This window comes from Aliiroseovarius sp. S2029, from assembly GCF_023195575.1.
GTDB classification, from domain to species: Bacteria; Pseudomonadota; Alphaproteobacteria; order Rhodobacterales; family Rhodobacteraceae; genus Aliiroseovarius; species Aliiroseovarius zhejiangensis.
Window position 1 is genome coordinate 532357 of record NZ_JALPQE010000001.1, and the last position, 17051, is coordinate 549407.

Consider the following 17051-nt stretch of genomic DNA (forward strand, 5'->3'; position numbering starts at 1 on the left):
CCTTGGCTGAGAAACTTGCCCCAGTCCTAATCTCCGGCCTCCGCACGGACCTTGATACGCCGCAAAAGGGCTTGTTCGAAATTGTAAAGAAATGTAACATTCGCGGAATGTCTCAGCATATCCTCATCGTCGAAGATGATCGCGTCACCCGGATGCGCCTTGCCGCTTATCTGCGCGAACAGGGCCACCGTGTCAGCGAGGCCGAGGATGCCGAAGCGATGGAACATATCATCGCCATGGACCCGCCCGAACTTCTGCTTGTGGATGTCAATCTGGACGGCAAGGACGGGCTGACCATCACCCGTGAGCAGCGGGCCAATTCGCGGGTCGGTATCATCCTTCTGACCGCACGTGACGATCAGGTCGACAAGATCGTGGGGCTTGAAATGGGGGCCGATGATTACGTCACCAAACCCTTTGACAAGCGCGAGCTGGCCGCGCGGGTCAAGAACTTGCTGGCCCGGATCAACGATATCGGACTGGCACCCGAAGGGCCGCCCCCGATCAGCGAATTCGGGCCATGGTGCTTTGATCGCATTCGCCGCCGACTGGTCAGCCAGGCACGGGTCGAACCGCTGACCAGTATTGAATTCGGCATCCTGAAGGCGCTGACGGATTACCCCGGCGTTACGCTCAGCAGGGCGCGGATTGCTGACCTTCTGGGCCGCGGGCATCAGAAATCCAACACCCGCACAATCGACGTGGTGGTCGGTCGCCTGCGCAAAAAGATCGAGGATGACCCCGCCTGCCCCGACTGGATTCTCACGGTGCATGGTGAAGGCTATCGCTTCGTTCAGCCCTCGACCGCCGAGACATCCTGAAGCCCGGTCTGCGCAGCGGCGGTTTCGAGCATCGCGCAGGCGTCCTGCGCGGCCGTCCGGACGGCGTCTATACGGGCGGGCGTCAACGTGCCCTTGTCGCCTTCGATTTGCGCCAACTGGCTGCGCAACGCCTCCAGCCCATAATTCGACACGGCCCCTTTCAGCCGGTGAGCAAGCCTGCGCCGCGCGTCGGGATCGGCCTCTTCGATCTCGCGCAGTGCCGAAGGGATATCGCTCAGAAGATCGCGCAACACCTGCGCCGTGGTTTCGGCGCCTAGATCGCGGATATCGCCCTGCACGCATTGAAGCACTGCTTCATATCCCGGCGTTCCCATGCCCGGCCTGGACGCATTCTGCGTCGTGTCGTGTATACCTTCCAGCAGTTCAACCAACCGGCGCGGCGAGATCGGCTTGGCCAGAATACGGCTGACGCCAAGCCGGTCACGTTGCGCCTGCGTATCGTCAATCGCGCGTGCGGTCAGCGCGGCCACCACCGCATCGCTCCGAATGGGTGCCAGTTGCCGGATCACCTCTTCGCCGGACATATCCGGAAGGCCCAGATCAACAAGGATCAGGTCAAACACCTCTTCCTTAGCCGCCGCCAGCCCCGCAGCCCCGGTTTCGGCCTCGTGCACTGTGCATCCCAGCCGCTCAAGATAGCCCCGTGCCACCATACGGTTCACCGCATGATCCTCGATCACCAGCACAGATTTGCCAACATCTTCGGGCAAGGCGACGTCATGCCGCTCGATCTGGTCCGGGTCGCCGATGCAGACGGGCACACTCAGGGTAAAGCGGCTGCCCATGCCGGGCTCGCTTTCCACCGTCAGACCGCCACCCATTGCTTCGGTCAGATTGCGCGAGATCGGCAAGCCCAGCCCGGCACCTTCGGTCCAACTGCGCGCCACGTCATCTTCGCGGGAATAGGCGTCGAAGGCGCGCGCCAGGAAAGCCCGGCTCATCCCTGCGCCGGTGTCTTGCACGACGAACGACAAGACGGCCTGTTCTTCGTCTTGATCCATGGCAAAATCCACCGACAGGGTGACCGATCCTGCATCAGTGTATTTCACCGCATTGGACAAAAGGTTGGTCACGACCTGGCGGATCTTGACAACATCACCGATCACCACAGGCGGCACGGTCGGCGCCAGATCGACATTGGCCTCAAGCCCCTTTTCCCGGGCCAGGGCCGACAGATAATGGCCCAGCTGCCCGGTAAACTCGCGCGTGTCGAAATGCACCGGGTTGGCCCGGACGGACAAAGGCTCGCTCCCGGAATAGACGATGATATCGTTGCTCAGCTCCAGCAACTCCCGGGCCGAGGTCAGCGCGGTTGCGATGCGATTGCGGTGCGCGTCGCTCGTTGCCTCGGCCTGCAACAGGTCAAGCATCCCGATTACGCCATTGAGCGGCGTGCGGATTTCGTGGCTCATACGGGCCAGAAACTCTGACTTGCCGCGATTGGCGGCCTCGGCCTCGGCGCGGGCCTTGTCCGAGGCGCGCATTTCCTCGACCACCTCACCCGTGCGCGCCACAACCGCCTGCTCAAGGGATTCCTGCAATCGCGCCGCCTGCATCGCCCGCCGGCGCAGGATGTTGAGCGCCTTTTCCATGCGCCCGATCTCATCGCGCCCGGAAATGGGCACCGGCGTGCCGAACTGCCCCTGTGCCACGGCAATCACCCGGTCCGCCACGTTGCGCAGGCGCGCGACCAGTTCCTGCCGGGCATAGACCCAGGCCCAGGCGCCCAGCGCGCCCGACAACACCACCAGCGCCAGCAGCCCGTTGGCCAGACGCGCCGTCAGGGTGTTGGCCCGGTCGATCTGCGCCAGGCTCGTCTGCTGCACCTGTTGGCGGACCGTTTCTGCATGTTGCGACAACGCCTCCACCCGGCTTTGCAGCTCTGCGCTGTCGTCGGCAACGGCTTGTTTCAGCTCCATCACGCGCAACGAAAGCGCAATCAGGCCTTCGGCTTCCAACGCCTGCTCAAGCATCGCGAGCAGCCTGAGCGCCTCGTTGCGACCCGCCTCTGTCGGCATGAAAGGCACGCGTCGCAAGAACAGGGCGTGACTGCGTTCAAATTGGCCGCGTGCCTCTGCAATCTGCTCGGGTCGGGTCAGTTGTGGCACCTGCTGCAATCCCAGGCGCAGCGCCTCGGCGGCGCGCAGCAGTTCTGTCAGTCGGTCAAAGGCAAAGAAATCCTGATCCGCCAGCCGATCCAGCCGGGGGCGTGTGTCAACGCCCGGGCTGGCATGAATGTCGGCAATCCCGGCAGTGATCTTCAGTCGCGCCAGATCAAGCTCTGCCTCAAGCAGCGCGCCCAGTTCCCGACCGATATCGCTGGCTGCCTTAGTCTGCTCCCGCAATCGTGCATCAAGTTCCAGCGCCTCCTTGGCATGGCGCGACATGGTGTCGACGATGGCCAGAATGTCGGATTGCATCGGGTTGGCGGGCGGTTTGTCACTGATCCCTTCCAGGGTCTGCACGCCGTCCTGAATACCCGTGACGGTCCGTTTCAGCGCGGTGGACAGATCATCCTGTGCCGTGGCCGTATCGGCCTGGGCGAAAGACACCGCAAGCGAACGGACCACATTAGCCTCGGCCGCGATCCGCCCCGACAACGCCATCGCGGGGCTGTTTTGTTCGATCAGACGGCTGTTGGAGACGATCAGATAGCGGTTGACGCCCACCGCGGCCACGCCCACCATAAGGGCCAGAAACCCCATCAGGGAGAACACGAGCATTAGCTTCTTGTCGAAAGACTGGCGTTGCATTCCCGCAACCTACGCAAGGCGTTGGACGACTGCAATCGTGGCCATTGTCTTCGCTCTGGTGCTGACCGGGCTGCGGGCGGAGCCGGTTTCTGCCAACACCCCCCGGCAGGTCTGCGTGCTGGTGCCACATTTCAAGGATGAATACTGGCTCAGCGTCGGATACGGGCTTGAGCAGGAAGCCCGGCACCATGACATCGAACTGCTGTTTTACGAGGCTGGCGGATACCGCGCCCTCGCCACCCAGATCGCCCAGCTGAACGATTGTGCGGCCCGTGGGGTCGACGCGATCCTGATCGGCGCCGTCACCTCGGACCATGCCGAATTGCTGTCGGCCATTCGCGACGTGTCGTCCCGGGTGCCGGTTCTGGGATTGGTCAATGAGCTGCGCAGCCCTGACCTGTCGGGGCGCATCGGGGTCGATTGGCGGCAAATGGGCCTGGTTCTTGGCAGCTATCTGGCAGATCTGCACCCGGCGGACACGGTCCCGCAGCGCGCGGTGCTCGTGTCTGGCCCCGAAGAGGCAGGGTGGACCGGCCCGCTGGAACAGGGCCTGCGCGAGGGGCTGGCGACAAGCAGCATAGAGATCATCGCCGTTTTCAGTGCCGATACCGGCCTGCGTCAGCAACTGGCACTTGTGGAAGAAGCCTTTGCCACCATTCCGAAAATCGACCTTCTGATCGGCAGCGCGCCCGCCGTCGAGGCCGCAATCGGCCTGATCAGCAACACGGGCCAGAACAGTGATGTCAGGCTCGCCTCGACTTACATCAGCCACACGATCAAGCGCAGTTTGACGAATGGCCGGATCCTTGCAGTTCCGTTTGACGATCCCAGACAACAAGGCATGCTGGCGATCCGCCAATTGCTGTCTGTTCCGGGAAAAAGCCAGCACGCCGCGATGGGCCGACCGGAGATCGTGTTGGTCAGCGGTCAAGACGAGGTGACCGACAAAGTTGTACTGTCCCCGGCCGACTACTTTCCCGTTATCCAGTAAATCAGCATTCTTGCCGATCTTCGAGGATCAGGTCGATTACAGGTCACAATCAGGTTTGAACCGGCCCGCGGACGCATTGCCAACGCGTTTCGTCGGCGCCGTGGGCAAGGGTCGTGACGCCGGGCAACCCCCACTCGCAGGCCTTCATCGCAGACACCTCACCCTCACGAACCAAACGAATGAACAGGCGAAGATAACCCAAGCGGCGACCGTTAGGGGAGCGTCAGTTGCCCGTGTGCGTGCCCACAGCCGCCCTAGCCGCCCCGGTGATGGATCAGCGCCTAGGCTGATCCTGCGCGGCCCTGCCAGCCGTCTCCGAGCGCCTGCACCATATCCTGCACCATGTGCCGGAAAGCCGATGGGACGTGCCGGGCGTGCTTGCTGTAGGCATTGCTTCCCCGGCGACCACGATCAACGCCGCGTTAGCCGCCGAAGGCTTGGCCGTAGACCTGACCGAAACCGCCTTGCTTGCCGTGCCGCTCTACACCGTCACCGCGTCGGATCGTGCCCGCACCCTTGAAGTTTGCCGCAGCACCTACGCCGTCGCCGCCTGACTAACCCTCCCTAAGTGCCAAGGGCAACTAAGCCGCGTCTTCGGGCGCCGAATCTTTTTGTTCAATTTCCGCCGTGGACGCTGGCTCTGCATCGTCGGATTGCTTCGGAATAATCGGATACTCAAACGTCGGCGAGTACTTGTTCCGCCAAAGCGCGTCTTGCACCACAGCCTTAAGGCGGCGTTTCGTAGCGTCTTCTAGAAGTTCTTCCAGCTTATCTTCGGGCACGAGAACGCTGTGAGATGTTCCCAGTTCCAATGCGACCGGGCAACCATCTTCAATGTCATAATTCGAAAGGCTCGTATGCACCCACCCAATTCTGCTAGGCCAGCGGCGAAACCTAAATATATGTTCCAGATAGTCTTTTGTCGTCGGCCTTCGCCATGGATAAAGTAGGGAGATATTCGTGAGATGCACCGTATGCGGGCTAGGGTTCTGCACCGCAACGCTCACGCCATGCACATATTCGCCTTCCACTTGCTCAACAGCAAAAATCAACTTTACTCGAATTTTTGGCCGCGCCCGCGACACGTTCCATGCGAAGACCGCAGTTGAAAGCAAAGCGGCGTAGATCGCCAAGTATTTTGTTAGGTCCATCAGAACTCACTGTCGCAGGGTCCGAGCATACTCCACAATATATGGTGGAGCGCGGGGGCGAAGCAACAAGACGTAGATAGTCGCATTTGGCGGACAAAGTTAGGGTTGAAACACGATACACATGCCGAATTCATGCGTGTTTCAGCCAAAGGATTTGACGGTGATGATTGTCGCCGGGTGCGACATGCAGTCACGTCTTCGTGAGCGAAAGGCGGGGCTTTCGGTCTGTTGCAGGCCCCAAAATTCCGTGGGTAGTTCGTGGGTAGGATTGATTGAGCGCCGATTTATCCAATAAAATCAATTGGTAATGGCGGAGACGAAGGGATTCGAACCCTCGAGACGGTTTCCCGCCTACTCCCTTAGCAGGGGAGCGCCTTCGACCACTCGGCCACGTCTCCGACGACGCGTATAGCCAAGCGGGGATGGGGAATACAAGGCGAAACTTGTGCTCTTTCGAAAAAGATCGGGGCCTGCCATCTTTACATGCGCAGGATTGCTGGCTCAGCCTGTTTGTCGCGATCTCGGGTCCAGTCACGGCGCTGGCACGTGTCAGTCGCAGACACCGCAAGCGGGTTGATCGTGATTGTGCCGCGGTCGGACGGATGGCGGTACAGCTCTGAAACGCACATGGCCCAGGAAGCCTGACACGTTCGGCAAAATCTTGACCCAGTCCGGTGCACGGGGTTGACTGAGAGATGAACGGGTTAACCATCGTGCGTTTCACCCGCGCACCACACCGTGTGCGACGCTGCACGGGCCAGTGCCTGGCCCGGTCGGCTTGCCAAACAGACAGGATGCCCGATGACCGCCGAGTTCATGCTGATCACCTACACGCTGTTTCTGGCAGGGGTTCTGGCAGTGCCGATCGCATCGCGCCTGGGGCTTGGGTCGGTGCTGGGGTACCTGCTGGCCGGGATCATCATCAGCCCGTTCTTGCACGCAATGGGCGCGGATGTGGTCGCGCTTCAGCACTTCGCAGAGTTTGGCGTCGTTATGATGCTGTTCGTAGTCGGGCTTGAGATGAACCCGCGCGCCCTTTGGGACATGCGAGCGCGGATCTTCGTTCTGGGCGGGTTGCAGGTGATCGTCACAGCGGGTCTGGTCATGCTGATTGCGATGGCGTTCGGCCTGTCGCCTGCCATCGGATTGGCCATAGGGCTGGTGCTGGCCCTGTCTTCGACCGCCATCGTCAACCAAACCCTGCGCGAAAAGGGGCTGTTGCGATCTGACGGGGGGCAGGCGAGCTTCTCGGTGCTGTTGATGCAGGACATCGCGGTCATTCCGATGCTGGCCCTGATCCCCTTGCTGGCGCAGCGGGACCTGGCCACCACCTTGTCGCACGGGGCGGGTGATGCGGGCGATCACGGTGCCGGTGCATCCCATCTGAACCTCAGCCTGGTTGACGGTCTGAACGGGTGGCAGACGGCGCTGGTCACGCTGGGCGCCATCGCGGCGGTCGTATTCATCGGCATCTATCTGACAACACCCGTGTTCCGGTTCGTGGCCCGCGCCAGGTTGCGCGAGCTGTTCATCACCGCAGCATTGATGATGGTCCTGGGCATTGCGCTTTTGATGACACTTGTCGGACTGTCTCCGGCCCTGGGCACTTTTCTGGCGGGGGTCGTGATGGGTGGCAGCGCCTATCGGCATGAGTTGGAAAGCGACATCGACCCGTTCAAGGGCATTTTTCTTGGCGTCTTTTTCATCACCGTCGGGGCCAGCATTGATTTTGAATTACTGGGTCAGAACATCGCGCTGGTTCTGGGGTTGACGGTTGGGCTGATCGTCTTGAAATCCACCGTACTGATGGTGCTTGGCCGTGCTTTTCATCTGACGGGCGGTGACAAGTGGTTGTTCGGTCTGGGCCTTGCCCAAGCTGGTGAGTTCGGGTTTGTCCTGTTGACCTTCTCGGTTGCCAATGCCGTGATCCCCAAGGAAATTGCCGACCTCTTGCTGCTGGTGGTGGCGCTGTCGATGCTGCTGACACCCCTTCTGTTCATCCTTTATGACCGCGTGATCGCACCAAGATACTCGCATGAGGACCGGCGCGACGCTGATCCGATCGAGACACCGGCCCAGATCATCATCGCTGGCCACGGCCGGTTCGGCGGTATCGTGAACCGGGGGCTGCGCGCCGCCGGGTATGACACGACGGTGCTGGACTATTCGTCCGAGCAGCTTGAGATGCTGCGCCGGTTCGGAATCAGCGTACATTTCGGTGATGCCACTCGTCCCGATATGCTGCACGCCGCCGGGATCGAGGACGCGAAGATCCTTGTCATCGCGATCGACGGGAAAGAGGCGATCACCGAAATGACCCGCTATGTCTGCGCGCATCATCCGCATGTGCATGTCATTGCCCGTGCGGTCGACCGCAACCATGTCTATGACCTGTGGTCCGTGGGGTGCCGCGACGTGATCCGCGAAGTGTATGACAGCTCGCTGCGGATGACCCGTTCGGCGTTCGAGGCGCTTGGTCACGGTCGTGCCACGGCAGAACGTATGGTGGCTGAGTTCGACGCCTCGGATCGTGAAGTGATGCTCGACCTTGCCCAGCTGCATGACATCGACACGCCGACCGTTGAAAACGAAGCCTATATGAAACGGGTCGATGAGATGATGAAATCCTGGGAAGAACAGTTGGCCGGACGTGTTGTCAGGGCAACCCGCTCTGGCGAATAAACCCGGGTGCACCAGATGCATTCAGATGGTGGACGCCGCCGGATTGCGCAGATAGAAACGATGCCGGAACAGGATGGCGCGCTGCTTGCACAGTGCCGTTTACAGGGGAAACACAGTGCCACTTGAAAAGTATAAGACGATTGCGCGCAATTCTCTTTTCATGCGCGCGCTACCCGATGTGCATGTGGACGCGATCCTGTCACAAGCGACATGGCGGCATTACGAGCGTGGCGAAACACTGTTCATGCAAGAGGAGTCTGCCGATGCGATCCACATTGTCTTGGATGGCTGGGTGAAGCTCTACCGCATGACGCGCGGCGGCACCGAAGCGGTGGTGAGCGTCTTCACCCGTGGCGAAAGCTTCGGCGAGGCCGTCGCCCTGCGAAAACTGCCCTATCCGGTGTCGGGCGAGGCAGCCACCAATTGCGAGGTCATGCATATCCCGACCAATGTCATGGTTCAGCTTGTGAAACAGGATCCCGAGGTCGCCTTGTCCATCCTGTCCTCGACTTTCACACATCTGCACGGGCTGGTGACACAGCTTGAGCAGTTGAAGGCCAAGACCGCACCGCAGCGTGTGGCCGAGTTTCTGCTTGGCCTGTGCGACGGCACGCCCGACGATTGTGCGATCAAATTGCCATACGACAAGGTTCTGATCGCAGGACGTCTGGGGATGAAACCCGAAAGCCTGTCACGCGCCTTTTCGCGGCTGGGGGCGTATGGGGTGCGGATTGACAAGGCCAGCGCCATCATCAGCGATGTGCAGCAATTGCGGGACTACGCCCGCGACGACGGGTAAGACAAGGCGACCGTGGTGACATCGCACAAATCGACCTATTTTCTAGCTCGGCCCATTGATCTGCTTCTTCGAGACAATCATTCTTGATCGGGTGTCACCCCATACAAAACCCCTCTGCGCCCACCAGTTCCTGAAACCGGATCAGAGAAACCCGAAAATCAGTGGCGCAGACGCAGAGGGCCAAACACTCACAAAAGGGCATTCCAGTCGGTGAGACCAGAGACATCCAACAGTGCAATCTCTTCGCCGCTCGACAACTCTACGACCGTGTCCAAACTGGCATCACCTCCGACGTCAAGCTCGGACAATCCGGTGATGGTCACGCCGCCCTCAAGGACCAGAAGATCCTCTCCGACCGTGAAATCTTCGATGATGTCATTGCCGTCGCCGAGGCTGAAGATGAATTGGTCAGCGCCGGCTCCACCTATCATGACGTCAACTCCCGCACCCCCGGTGATGGTGTCGTTGTCCGCACCGCCATCAAGATTGTCGTCGCCGACCCCACCCAGAATCGTATCGTTCCCCAACCCGCCCTGGATCGTATCGCTGCCGGCTTGTCCGTCGATAAGGTCATCGCCAGCTTCACCAAGAAAGAAGTTATCCGCACTGCTGCCAGTGATGGAGTCGTCGGTGCCGGTGCCGCGAATTTCCTCGATATCCTTGATCAGGTCCTGATCGCCGAAACCGTCAGTCACGGTCGCAAAACCGTTTCCATCGACCACGGACATATCGACCGAGATGCCTTCGAAACCACCGTAATTCGCATCGTCATGATAGCCCAGCATCTGTTGCCCTATCGTTCCGTCGACGATGTCATCCCCCGCAAATGTGCGAATGAACTGAAAACCAAAACCGCCAGTTACGTCGTCATCGAACTCGGTGCCGCGAAGGGCTTCGATCCCGGTAAAAGTATCAGTATCCCCAAACGGATCCTTCACAGTTCCTGAGCCCTCAACGGTCGGGCTAAATGTTGCCACGATCCCGGATGTTCCGCCCTCTCCGGCGGACAGTTGATACATCAGATTGTCCCAACCATCGCCGCCGTGAATCTCATCATCACCGCCATGAGGGTCGAATGCGTCGTCATCGTCGGATCCTATGAGGTTGTCCGCGAAATTCGTGGCGTTGATCCGTTCGATATTAACCAGAGTATCCGTGTCGCCGAACGTGTCCGTCGCGGTTTGGGTGCCAAGGTTTACGGTGACGCCCTGAGACCCTCCTTCAAATGTTTCCTCCATATAGTCCGCAGCGTCCCAACCAGAATCGTCGTCAACTACTCCATCGCCGCCATCAATCAAGTCATTTCCAGCGCCTCCTGTAATCCAGTCTTCTTCTCCGCGTCCGAAAATCTGGTCGTCACCTGCATCGCCATATATATTGTCTCGTCCCTGTGTCCCGAAGATGGTTTCAGAATTTGGGGTGCCGAAGATGTCGAATCCATCCACGAACGTCCACAAAGCCAACGTCGTGTTGGAAAACACGAGGTCTTCGATATTGGTGATTACGTCGACACCGTCGCCAGTTCCCCCGACATCCGTGACCTTGTAGGTGCCGTCGCCGTTGCTTATGACGTCATAGTCGTCATTGGTCCCGCTCAGGACGATCTGGTTGAACCCTTCGCCACCATCGATCGTGTCATTCCCGGCACCGCCTTCGATCGTATCGTCACCCGCACCACCATCAATGGTGTCGTTTCCGGCCCCCCCAATCAAAAGGTCATTGCCCGCTAGACCCAGAAGCGTGTCATTCCCCGTGTCCGATTCATCGCCGCCTCGCAAAACATTGTCGTCGTCGTTGCCCGTGATGTGATCGCTGCCCTTCCCACCCGTGGCATTTTCAATGCTGATCAGGATATCAACTTCGACTTCGTCCTGTCCCGTCGGGGAGACATCACCAGTCGCAATGCCAACCGGCGTGGTCACCGAATATCCTTTCGACGACAGATAATCCCCTATTGTGCCGTTGTTTATTGTCATCGTGCCCGACCGATCCTCGGCGCGGAGATCAATCGTGACCCCATTTGTGACAGATGGGTAGGCCACTGTATCATTGCCTAGCCCACCGTCGATGATGTCATCGCCCAAACCGGCCCCGGCAATAATCGTGTCGTTTCCGGCACCGGTGCGCACGATATCGTCCCCATCGCCTATCGTGACGGTATCATCACCGGACCCCGTGGTAATGTCATCGTCGCCACTGCCTGTTGTCACGACGTTGTTGCCGTCACCCGCGTCGATTACATTGGTGCCATTGCCGGCCGTGATCGTATCGTCGCCCGAGCCCGTTTGGATATTGGTGTCAGTATCATCAGATATTGTGACCGTTTCATCTTCTGTCGAATCTGACAGGTCTATCTCGGTCACGTCCGGCGGGGCAGTGGGGTCGATCTCTACACCGTCGACAAAAACCTTCAGGCATTCAAAGCTTCGCGCCGTCAGACCCAGTGATGTGAATGTGAATGAGCGCGCGGCAGATGTATCCGAGAGCCAGTTCAGAAAGCCCGCCACATCCTCTTTCACTGAGCACTCTGCCCATTCATCCGCCGTGAACTCGAGCCTGAGTGTGTCGTGCCCCTTGCCGCCATAATATGCGTCATTGTGATACGCATTCCGAGCGTTGTCTGCTGCGACAAATACAGCGGTATCATTGCCGCGACCGCCACGCAGGACGTCTGCTCCTGCGCCGCCAATCAGAAAATCATCACCGCGCTGACCGTAGATGTAGTCGCCACCATCGCCACCGCTGATCCAATCATTGCCGCGCCCGCCGAAAACAAAGTCGTTCCCCGCGCGGGCATGAACTTCGTCATCGCCCCCAAATGTAAAAATCCAATCAGATGAGTCTGTGCCCCGGACGATGTCATTCCGAGAGCTCTTGAATATGAGTGCCATTGGAGCCTCCGTGATAAAATGCGGACGAAAAGACTCACCAAATTAGATGAACGGTTTTGGTCTGACATGAACCAGTTGGGCTAAGTTCCCTTGGTATCGCCGGTCATTTCATGCCGATCTGAACCTGCCTCGGGGTCATCTGCAAACGAACTCCCGACGGAACTGATCTTGGATTCTGGGCAAGCCGGTTCGCCATAAAGCGGTAAATCTGCTATAATCCGCGCCGATAGATCAATTTCTGGTGGAGCTGTTGCCTTCGACAGAGAATTCCTATGTCTGTAAGTCAAACTGATTTTACGCGGCTGACAAACCTGATTTTCAAAGCTGCGGTTGATCCTGGAAAGTGGCAAGATTTTCTGGACGCCCTACACCAACTGACAGGCGGTGTGCGCACCCATATGTTCGGGCAAGATGTCAGGTCGAACACCCAGTCCGGAATAAAAAGCTCTGGATACGATCCAGAAGCAGTCCGCTCTTATGCCGAGTATTATGGAACAATGAATGCCTGGGTTCCCGGTTTCATGAATCGCGCAGCAGGATCGGTCATGCACGCCGAGGAAATGTGTCCTGTGGAAGACCTCGTAAGAACCGAGTTTTACAATGATTGGGTGCGGCCCAATGGTGACATTCTGGGTGGTGGCGGTGCGGTTATTTTCAATGACAGGCGGCGCAGCTTCCTGCTGGGGGGCAACATTCGCCGACGGGATATCGAGACAAAGCAGGATCAATGGATGGCGCTCGTCGCTCGACTGGTGCCCAGCATTCAACACGCAATAGAAATAAATCAGATGATCGCAGCCAAGGTCGTCGAACAGACGGCCGTCAAGGTCTGGCTTTGGCACCCACCTTCGGTTGTCGCGATTGATGGTCAACGCCGGGTCCGTTTCGCGAATGAAGAAGCTCAAACATTAATAAACGAGGGTGCCGTGTTTTGCTGCGATCTCCGAGAGAGACTGTTTTTTCGAAGCCCGCGGCTTACACGGTTGCTTGAAAGGTTGGCAGACAGACTTGCCCGGCATGATCTAACCCTTGAAACCACGTTCAGAGCCGTCGATCGGAGGAACGGGCAAGTGTTCAGGTGTCGAACAGCAAGGCTTGCACTTCGGGATGACGCCACGATGTTTTCAGATCTCGGGCTGATCGGAAGGCCGCTTCTGATGCTGTGCATGATGCGCGATCAGCATGCTACAGATGCAAAAGGGATGTTGGTCGAGCTGTTCTCGTTGACACCCTGTGAAGCGGAGGTCGCAGAGAGTATCGCCGAAGGTCGGTCGACCCGAGAGATCGCAGAATTTCGCAAGGTCAGCATTCACACAATCCGCAACCAGCTTAAATCTGCGATGTCAAAGATGGATGTCGTTCGGCGAACAGAATTGGTTCGCAAGGTGCTGACTTCTATTTAAGAAGATTGGCTGGCAGCCCCAATCCGGTTCATTTTCCGAGATTCAATATCATGGGTAAAATATCATTTGTTCTTCACTTTTCTCAGCAAGGATCACAATAAACCCGTTTTGGCGAACAGCTTCCATCTTGGTGTGGCGCGGTGATCGAGCAAAACAGGAGGTAGCGTTCCGGTCTTCCTGTAGGTCTGAGCTACCGTTGTCCTTCGCATCCCATCCATTCCGTATGCGATCGGCTCGCGGCTGATCGACGTGACCCGGTCGCAAACAATCCGTGCGGATTGACGACACCTCAATGCCCAGAGTGCTTCATGCCGCAGCAAGCACTTGTTTCCACAAGCGGCCAATCTCTGGTGTGTTTGATGAGGTCTCGAACCGCTGGACACGCTGGCCTATCAGTTAAACCGGTTAGCCAAGATTTGTTCAGTTGACGTCATACGATCATAGCCGTTTTTCAGCGCGTCGCTCAGCAAGTTTCGGTCATTCTGCTTCACAAGGTGCGGGTGTTGCGCTAGCGCCGGTCCCTGCGGTTTCAATCGCGGGCAACCGGCGTTGAGTTGCTGTGTTGGCTGAAAGCTGTGTTACCCCTTCCCGATATCCGGTTGCTCCGACAGCACGCGATCACGGCGCATTTCTAGCCACATTGCGTTCACGACCGCAAACATCGCGGCCAGGGGCAGGCCAAGGAGCCAGGCAAAATACCACATTCTGTTTTCCTTCCGGTTAAGCGTGCTAGTAGGCGGAACTGGATTCTGTCACGTCAGCTTCGGTGACCTTCCCCCAGAGCACTTTGTAAACCCACGCCGTGTAGGCAAGGATCAAGGGCATGAAGATGACCGTCGCGACCAGCATGACGAACAAGGTCTGATGTGACGAGGAGCTGTCCCAAACGGTGAGGGACGATCTCGGATCAATCGACGACGGCAGAATGAACGGGAACATCGTCAGCCCGACCGAAGAGATCGCGCCAAAGATGCCCAGTTTGGACCAAAGCAGGGTTGAGCCTTCGCGCCCTGCTCGCATGCCCAATACGGCCATGACCATTCCGATGAGTCCCAGAGCTGGTGCAAGAGCGATCCAAGGGCGCGCGGCATAGGCTGTCAGCCAACTGTCCGTGCGCACGACCTCGGAGTAAAGCGGGTTGGACGGGCCGTTTGCCGCGATATCCGATGCGAAGGCATACCCCTCGATGCCAAAGGCCAGCCATACGCCAGCCAACACATAGCCCGCGATCGTTACAAGGCCAGAGACAGAGCCGATGGCGCGTGCGCGCGTAGCAACAACCCCTTCGGCCTTGAACGAGAGCCAGGCCGCGCCGTGGGTCACGAGCATCGCAAGGGATACGACACCTGCTAATATCGCGAAGGGGTTCAGCAACCCGAAGAACTTCGCATAGAAGGCGCCTTCATAGCGGGCGAAAAGATCTGGCGTCAGTTCGAATGGGACACCTTGCAACACATTGCCCACCGCAACACCGAAAAGCAGGGCGGGCACGGCACCACCAGCAAAGAGAGCCCAGTCCCAAGCCGTGCGCCACCGCGCGCTTTCGCGTTTGGAGCGGTATTTGAACGCGACGGGCCGCACGATCAGCGCGGCAAGAATGACAAACATTGCAAGGTAGAAACCCGAGAAGCTGACCGCGTAAAGCGGCGGCCATGCGGCGAAAATCGCGCCGCCGCCGAGGATGAACCACACCTGGTTTCCTTCCCAGACCGGGCCGACGGTGTTGATGGCCAAGCGCCGTTCCGTGTCGGTCTTGGCGACGAAGGGCAGCAATGCACCGACCCCCATGTCAAACCCATCCGTAAGTGCAAAGCCGATCAGCAGCACGCCCAGCAGCGCCCACCAGATCACGCGAAGCACGTCATAACTGATAAATTCATGCAGGATCATGGCATTTACTCCGCTGGTGTTTCGGCAAAGGGGCCTTTGCCATCGTGGGTGCGCAGGCGGTGTTCGTGCCGCGCGGTCCAGGCTTCGGTTTCCTCGACATCCTCGAACGGCCCCTTGCGGATGTATTTCAGCATCAGGCCCATTTCGACGACGAAGAGCACGGTGTAGAAAATCATGAAACCGGCCAGTGTCAGCAGCAGATCGGCGACCGACAGGTGACTGACCGAAAGCGCAGTGGGCAAGACACCGTCAACTGTCCAGGGCTGGCGGCCGTATTCTGCAACGAACCAGCCAAGCTCGGCCGCGATCCACGGTGTCGGGATGATCAGGACGGCCCCCCAGAGCGCCCAGCGCGGATAGTCTTGCCCGCGGAAGCTGGAGCGCCAGAAGAAATAGGCCATGATCGCGATGAAGCTGAAGCCCAGCCCGACCATGATACGGAAGGCCCAGAACAGCGGCCAGACCGTTGGCAACGTGTCGTTGGAGGCTTGCACGATCTGAGCCTCGGTGGCGTCACGCGGATCATCTACGTAGCGTTTGAGCAGGAAGGCATAGCCAAGATCGCCACTATGCGCCTCGAACGTGCTGCGCACATCGGGGCTGGTGGCGTCGCGTTCCTCGCGGATCGTCATCAGCGCATCATAGGCGATGATGCCCGACCGAATGCGGGTTTCGGACTCGGCAATCAGATCGTCGATGCCCGCGATATCCGTTGTGAGCGAGCGTGTTCCGATTAGCCCCATCAAATAGGGAATATGCACTGCATATTTCGTTTCTCGCGCTTCCTGATCAGGCAGGCCGATCAGCGTGAACGACGCCGGCGCCGGTTCGGTTTCCCACATGCCTTCGATCGCGGCGAGCTTCATACGCTGGGAGTGCGTTGCAGAGTATCCGGATTCATCCCCCAGAACGACGACCGAAAGTGCCGCGGCCAGACCGAACGAGGCAGCGACGGTGATGGAGCGTCGTGCCAGTTCGACGTGCCGCCCCTTCAGCAGATACCACGCCGATACGCCCAGGACGAAAACCGAAGCCGTGACATACCCTGCCGAGACCGTGTGGACGAACTTTGCCTGCGCGACCTCGTTGAACATGACCTCAAAAAAGCTTGTCATTTCCATGCGCATCGTGTCGGGGTTGAACTCGGCTCCAACCGGGTTCTGCATCCAGCCGTTTGCAATCAGGATCCACAGCGCCGAGAAGTTCGAGCCGATGGCGACAAGCCACGTCACGATGAGGTGTCCCACTTTGCTCAGCTTGTCCCATCCGAAGAAGAACAGACCGACGAATGTGGCTTCGAGGAAGAAAGCCATCAGACCTTCAAGCGCGAGCGGCGCGCCGAAAATGTCGCCGACGTAGTGGCTGAAATAGGACCAGTTCATCCCGAACTGGAATTCCATGGTGATACCCGTGGCCACGCCGATCGCGAAGTTGATGCCGAAAAGCATGCCCCAGAATTTTGTCATTTGCCGCCAGATCGGGCGATCCGTCATGACGTAAACCGTTTCCATGATCGCGACGAGCACCGCCAAGCCGAGTGTGAGCGGCACAAACAGGAAGTGATACATTGCTGTCATTGCAAACTGCAGGCGTGACAGCTCGACAATATCGAACTCCATTTCCAGTCTCCTAGATTTCTGTCCAACGTC

12 protein-coding genes and 1 tRNA gene are annotated in these 17051 nt (G+C 58.6%); 6 read left to right on the forward strand and 7 right to left on the reverse strand.

Features of this window, described 5'->3' with window-relative positions:
* Positions 1-107: 107 nt before the first annotated feature.
* A complete protein-coding gene (locus MUY21_RS02665) occupies positions 108-821 on the forward strand; it encodes a response regulator (protein ID WP_248408838.1) in 714 nt (237 codons plus the stop codon).
* Here MUY21_RS02665 and MUY21_RS02670 read toward each other — a convergent pair.
* Positions 794-3595, reverse strand: coding sequence for an ATP-binding protein (locus tag MUY21_RS02670; RefSeq protein WP_248408839.1), 2802 nt, complete (start codon positions 3593-3595; stop codon positions 794-796). The two genes, MUY21_RS02665 and MUY21_RS02670, sit on opposite strands and share 28 nt — an antisense overlap.
* Positions 3596-3632: 37 nt before the next feature.
* Here MUY21_RS02670 and torT point away from each other — a divergent pair, with 37 nt between their 5' ends.
* Together torT and MUY21_RS02680 are read left to right on the forward strand one after the other, a co-directional pair.
* Positions 3633-4586 (forward strand): TMAO reductase system periplasmic protein TorT, encoded by a 954-nt coding sequence (gene torT, locus MUY21_RS02675; protein WP_248408840.1) that lies wholly within the window; start codon positions 3633-3635, stop codon positions 4584-4586.
* Between the two features lie 374 nt (positions 4587-4960).
* Positions 4961-5140 carry a hypothetical protein gene (locus tag MUY21_RS02680; RefSeq protein ID WP_248408841.1) on the forward strand — a complete coding sequence of 60 codons (180 nt, stop codon included), beginning with the start codon at positions 4961-4963 and terminating at the stop codon, positions 5138-5140.
* A gap of 27 nt (positions 5141-5167) precedes the next feature.
* Here the strand turns inward: MUY21_RS02680 and MUY21_RS02685 are convergent, their stop codons facing one another.
* Entirely contained in the window at positions 5168-5737 is a 570-nt protein-coding gene (locus MUY21_RS02685; protein ID WP_248408842.1) for a hypothetical protein, read from the reverse strand.
* Between the two features lie 308 nt (positions 5738-6045).
* Positions 6046-6135 (reverse strand) — tRNA-Ser (locus MUY21_RS02690).
* Between the two features lie 403 nt (positions 6136-6538).
* Between MUY21_RS02690 and MUY21_RS02695 the strand changes: the two genes are divergently transcribed.
* Positions 6539-8419 (forward strand): cation:proton antiporter, encoded by a 1881-nt coding sequence (locus MUY21_RS02695; protein ID WP_248408843.1) that lies wholly within the window; start codon positions 6539-6541, stop codon positions 8417-8419.
* A 115-nt stretch (positions 8420-8534) separates the two neighbouring features.
* A complete protein-coding gene (locus MUY21_RS02700) occupies positions 8535-9218 on the forward strand; it encodes a Crp/Fnr family transcriptional regulator (RefSeq protein ID WP_229836490.1) in 684 nt (227 codons plus the stop codon).
* 188 nt (positions 9219-9406) lie between these two features.
* Here MUY21_RS02700 and MUY21_RS02705 read toward each other — a convergent pair whose 3' ends face one another.
* A complete protein-coding gene (locus MUY21_RS02705) occupies positions 9407-12109 on the reverse strand; it encodes a hypothetical protein (protein WP_248408844.1) in 2703 nt (900 codons plus the stop codon).
* 272 nt (positions 12110-12381) lie between these two features.
* Between MUY21_RS02705 and MUY21_RS02710 the strand changes: the two genes are divergently transcribed.
* Positions 12382-13512: a helix-turn-helix transcriptional regulator gene (locus tag MUY21_RS02710; RefSeq protein WP_248408845.1), complete on the forward strand. Its 1131-nt coding sequence runs from the start codon at positions 12382-12384 to the stop codon at positions 13510-13512.
* A gap of 578 nt (positions 13513-14090) precedes the next feature.
* Here the strand turns inward: MUY21_RS02710 and cydX are convergent.
* Genes cydX through MUY21_RS02725 form a run of 3 tightly spaced genes read right to left on the reverse strand, consistent with a single transcriptional unit; the run spans position 14091 to position 17021 of the window.
* Positions 14091-14216, reverse strand: a complete 126-nt coding sequence (cydX, locus tag MUY21_RS02715) for a cytochrome bd-I oxidase subunit CydX (RefSeq protein WP_248408846.1) — start codon at positions 14214-14216, stop codon at positions 14091-14093.
* Positions 14217-14241: 25 nt separating this feature from the next.
* Complete coding sequence (cydB, locus tag MUY21_RS02720) at positions 14242-15402, reverse strand: cytochrome d ubiquinol oxidase subunit II (RefSeq protein WP_248408847.1); 1161 nt, start codon at positions 15400-15402, stop codon at positions 14242-14244.
* 5 nt (positions 15403-15407) lie between these two features.
* Entirely contained in the window at positions 15408-17021 is a 1614-nt protein-coding gene (locus MUY21_RS02725; protein ID WP_248408848.1) for a cytochrome ubiquinol oxidase subunit I, read from the reverse strand.
* Between the last annotated feature and the right edge of the window lie 30 nt (positions 17022-17051).

Excerpts from the sequence above, each read along its gene's own strand:
- MUY21_RS02710 (WP_248408845.1), top strand. The coding sequence starts at position 12,382 with ATGTCTGTAAGTCAAACTGATTTTACGCGGCTGACAAACCTGATTTTC.
- MUY21_RS02665 (WP_248408838.1), top strand. The coding sequence starts at position 108 with ATGTCTCAGCATATCCTCATCGTCGAAGATGATCGCGTCACCCGGATG.
- MUY21_RS02705 (WP_248408844.1), bottom strand. The coding sequence starts at position 12,109 with ATGGCACTCATATTCAAGAGCTCTCGGAATGACATCGTCCGGGGCACA.
- MUY21_RS02685 (WP_248408842.1), bottom strand. The coding sequence starts at position 5,737 with ATGGACCTAACAAAATACTTGGCGATCTACGCCGCTTTGCTTTCAACT.
- MUY21_RS02725 (WP_248408848.1), bottom strand. The coding sequence starts at position 17,021 with ATGGAGTTCGATATTGTCGAGCTGTCACGCCTGCAGTTTGCAATGACA.
- cydB (WP_248408847.1), bottom strand. The coding sequence starts at position 15,402 with ATGATCCTGCATGAATTTATCAGTTATGACGTGCTTCGCGTGATCTGG.
- cydX (WP_248408846.1), bottom strand. The coding sequence starts at position 14,216 with ATGTGGTATTTTGCCTGGCTCCTTGGCCTGCCCCTGGCCGCGATGTTT.
- MUY21_RS02695 (WP_248408843.1), top strand. The coding sequence starts at position 6,539 with ATGACCGCCGAGTTCATGCTGATCACCTACACGCTGTTTCTGGCAGGG.
- MUY21_RS02670 (WP_248408839.1), bottom strand. The coding sequence starts at position 3,595 with ATGCAACGCCAGTCTTTCGACAAGAAGCTAATGCTCGTGTTCTCCCTG.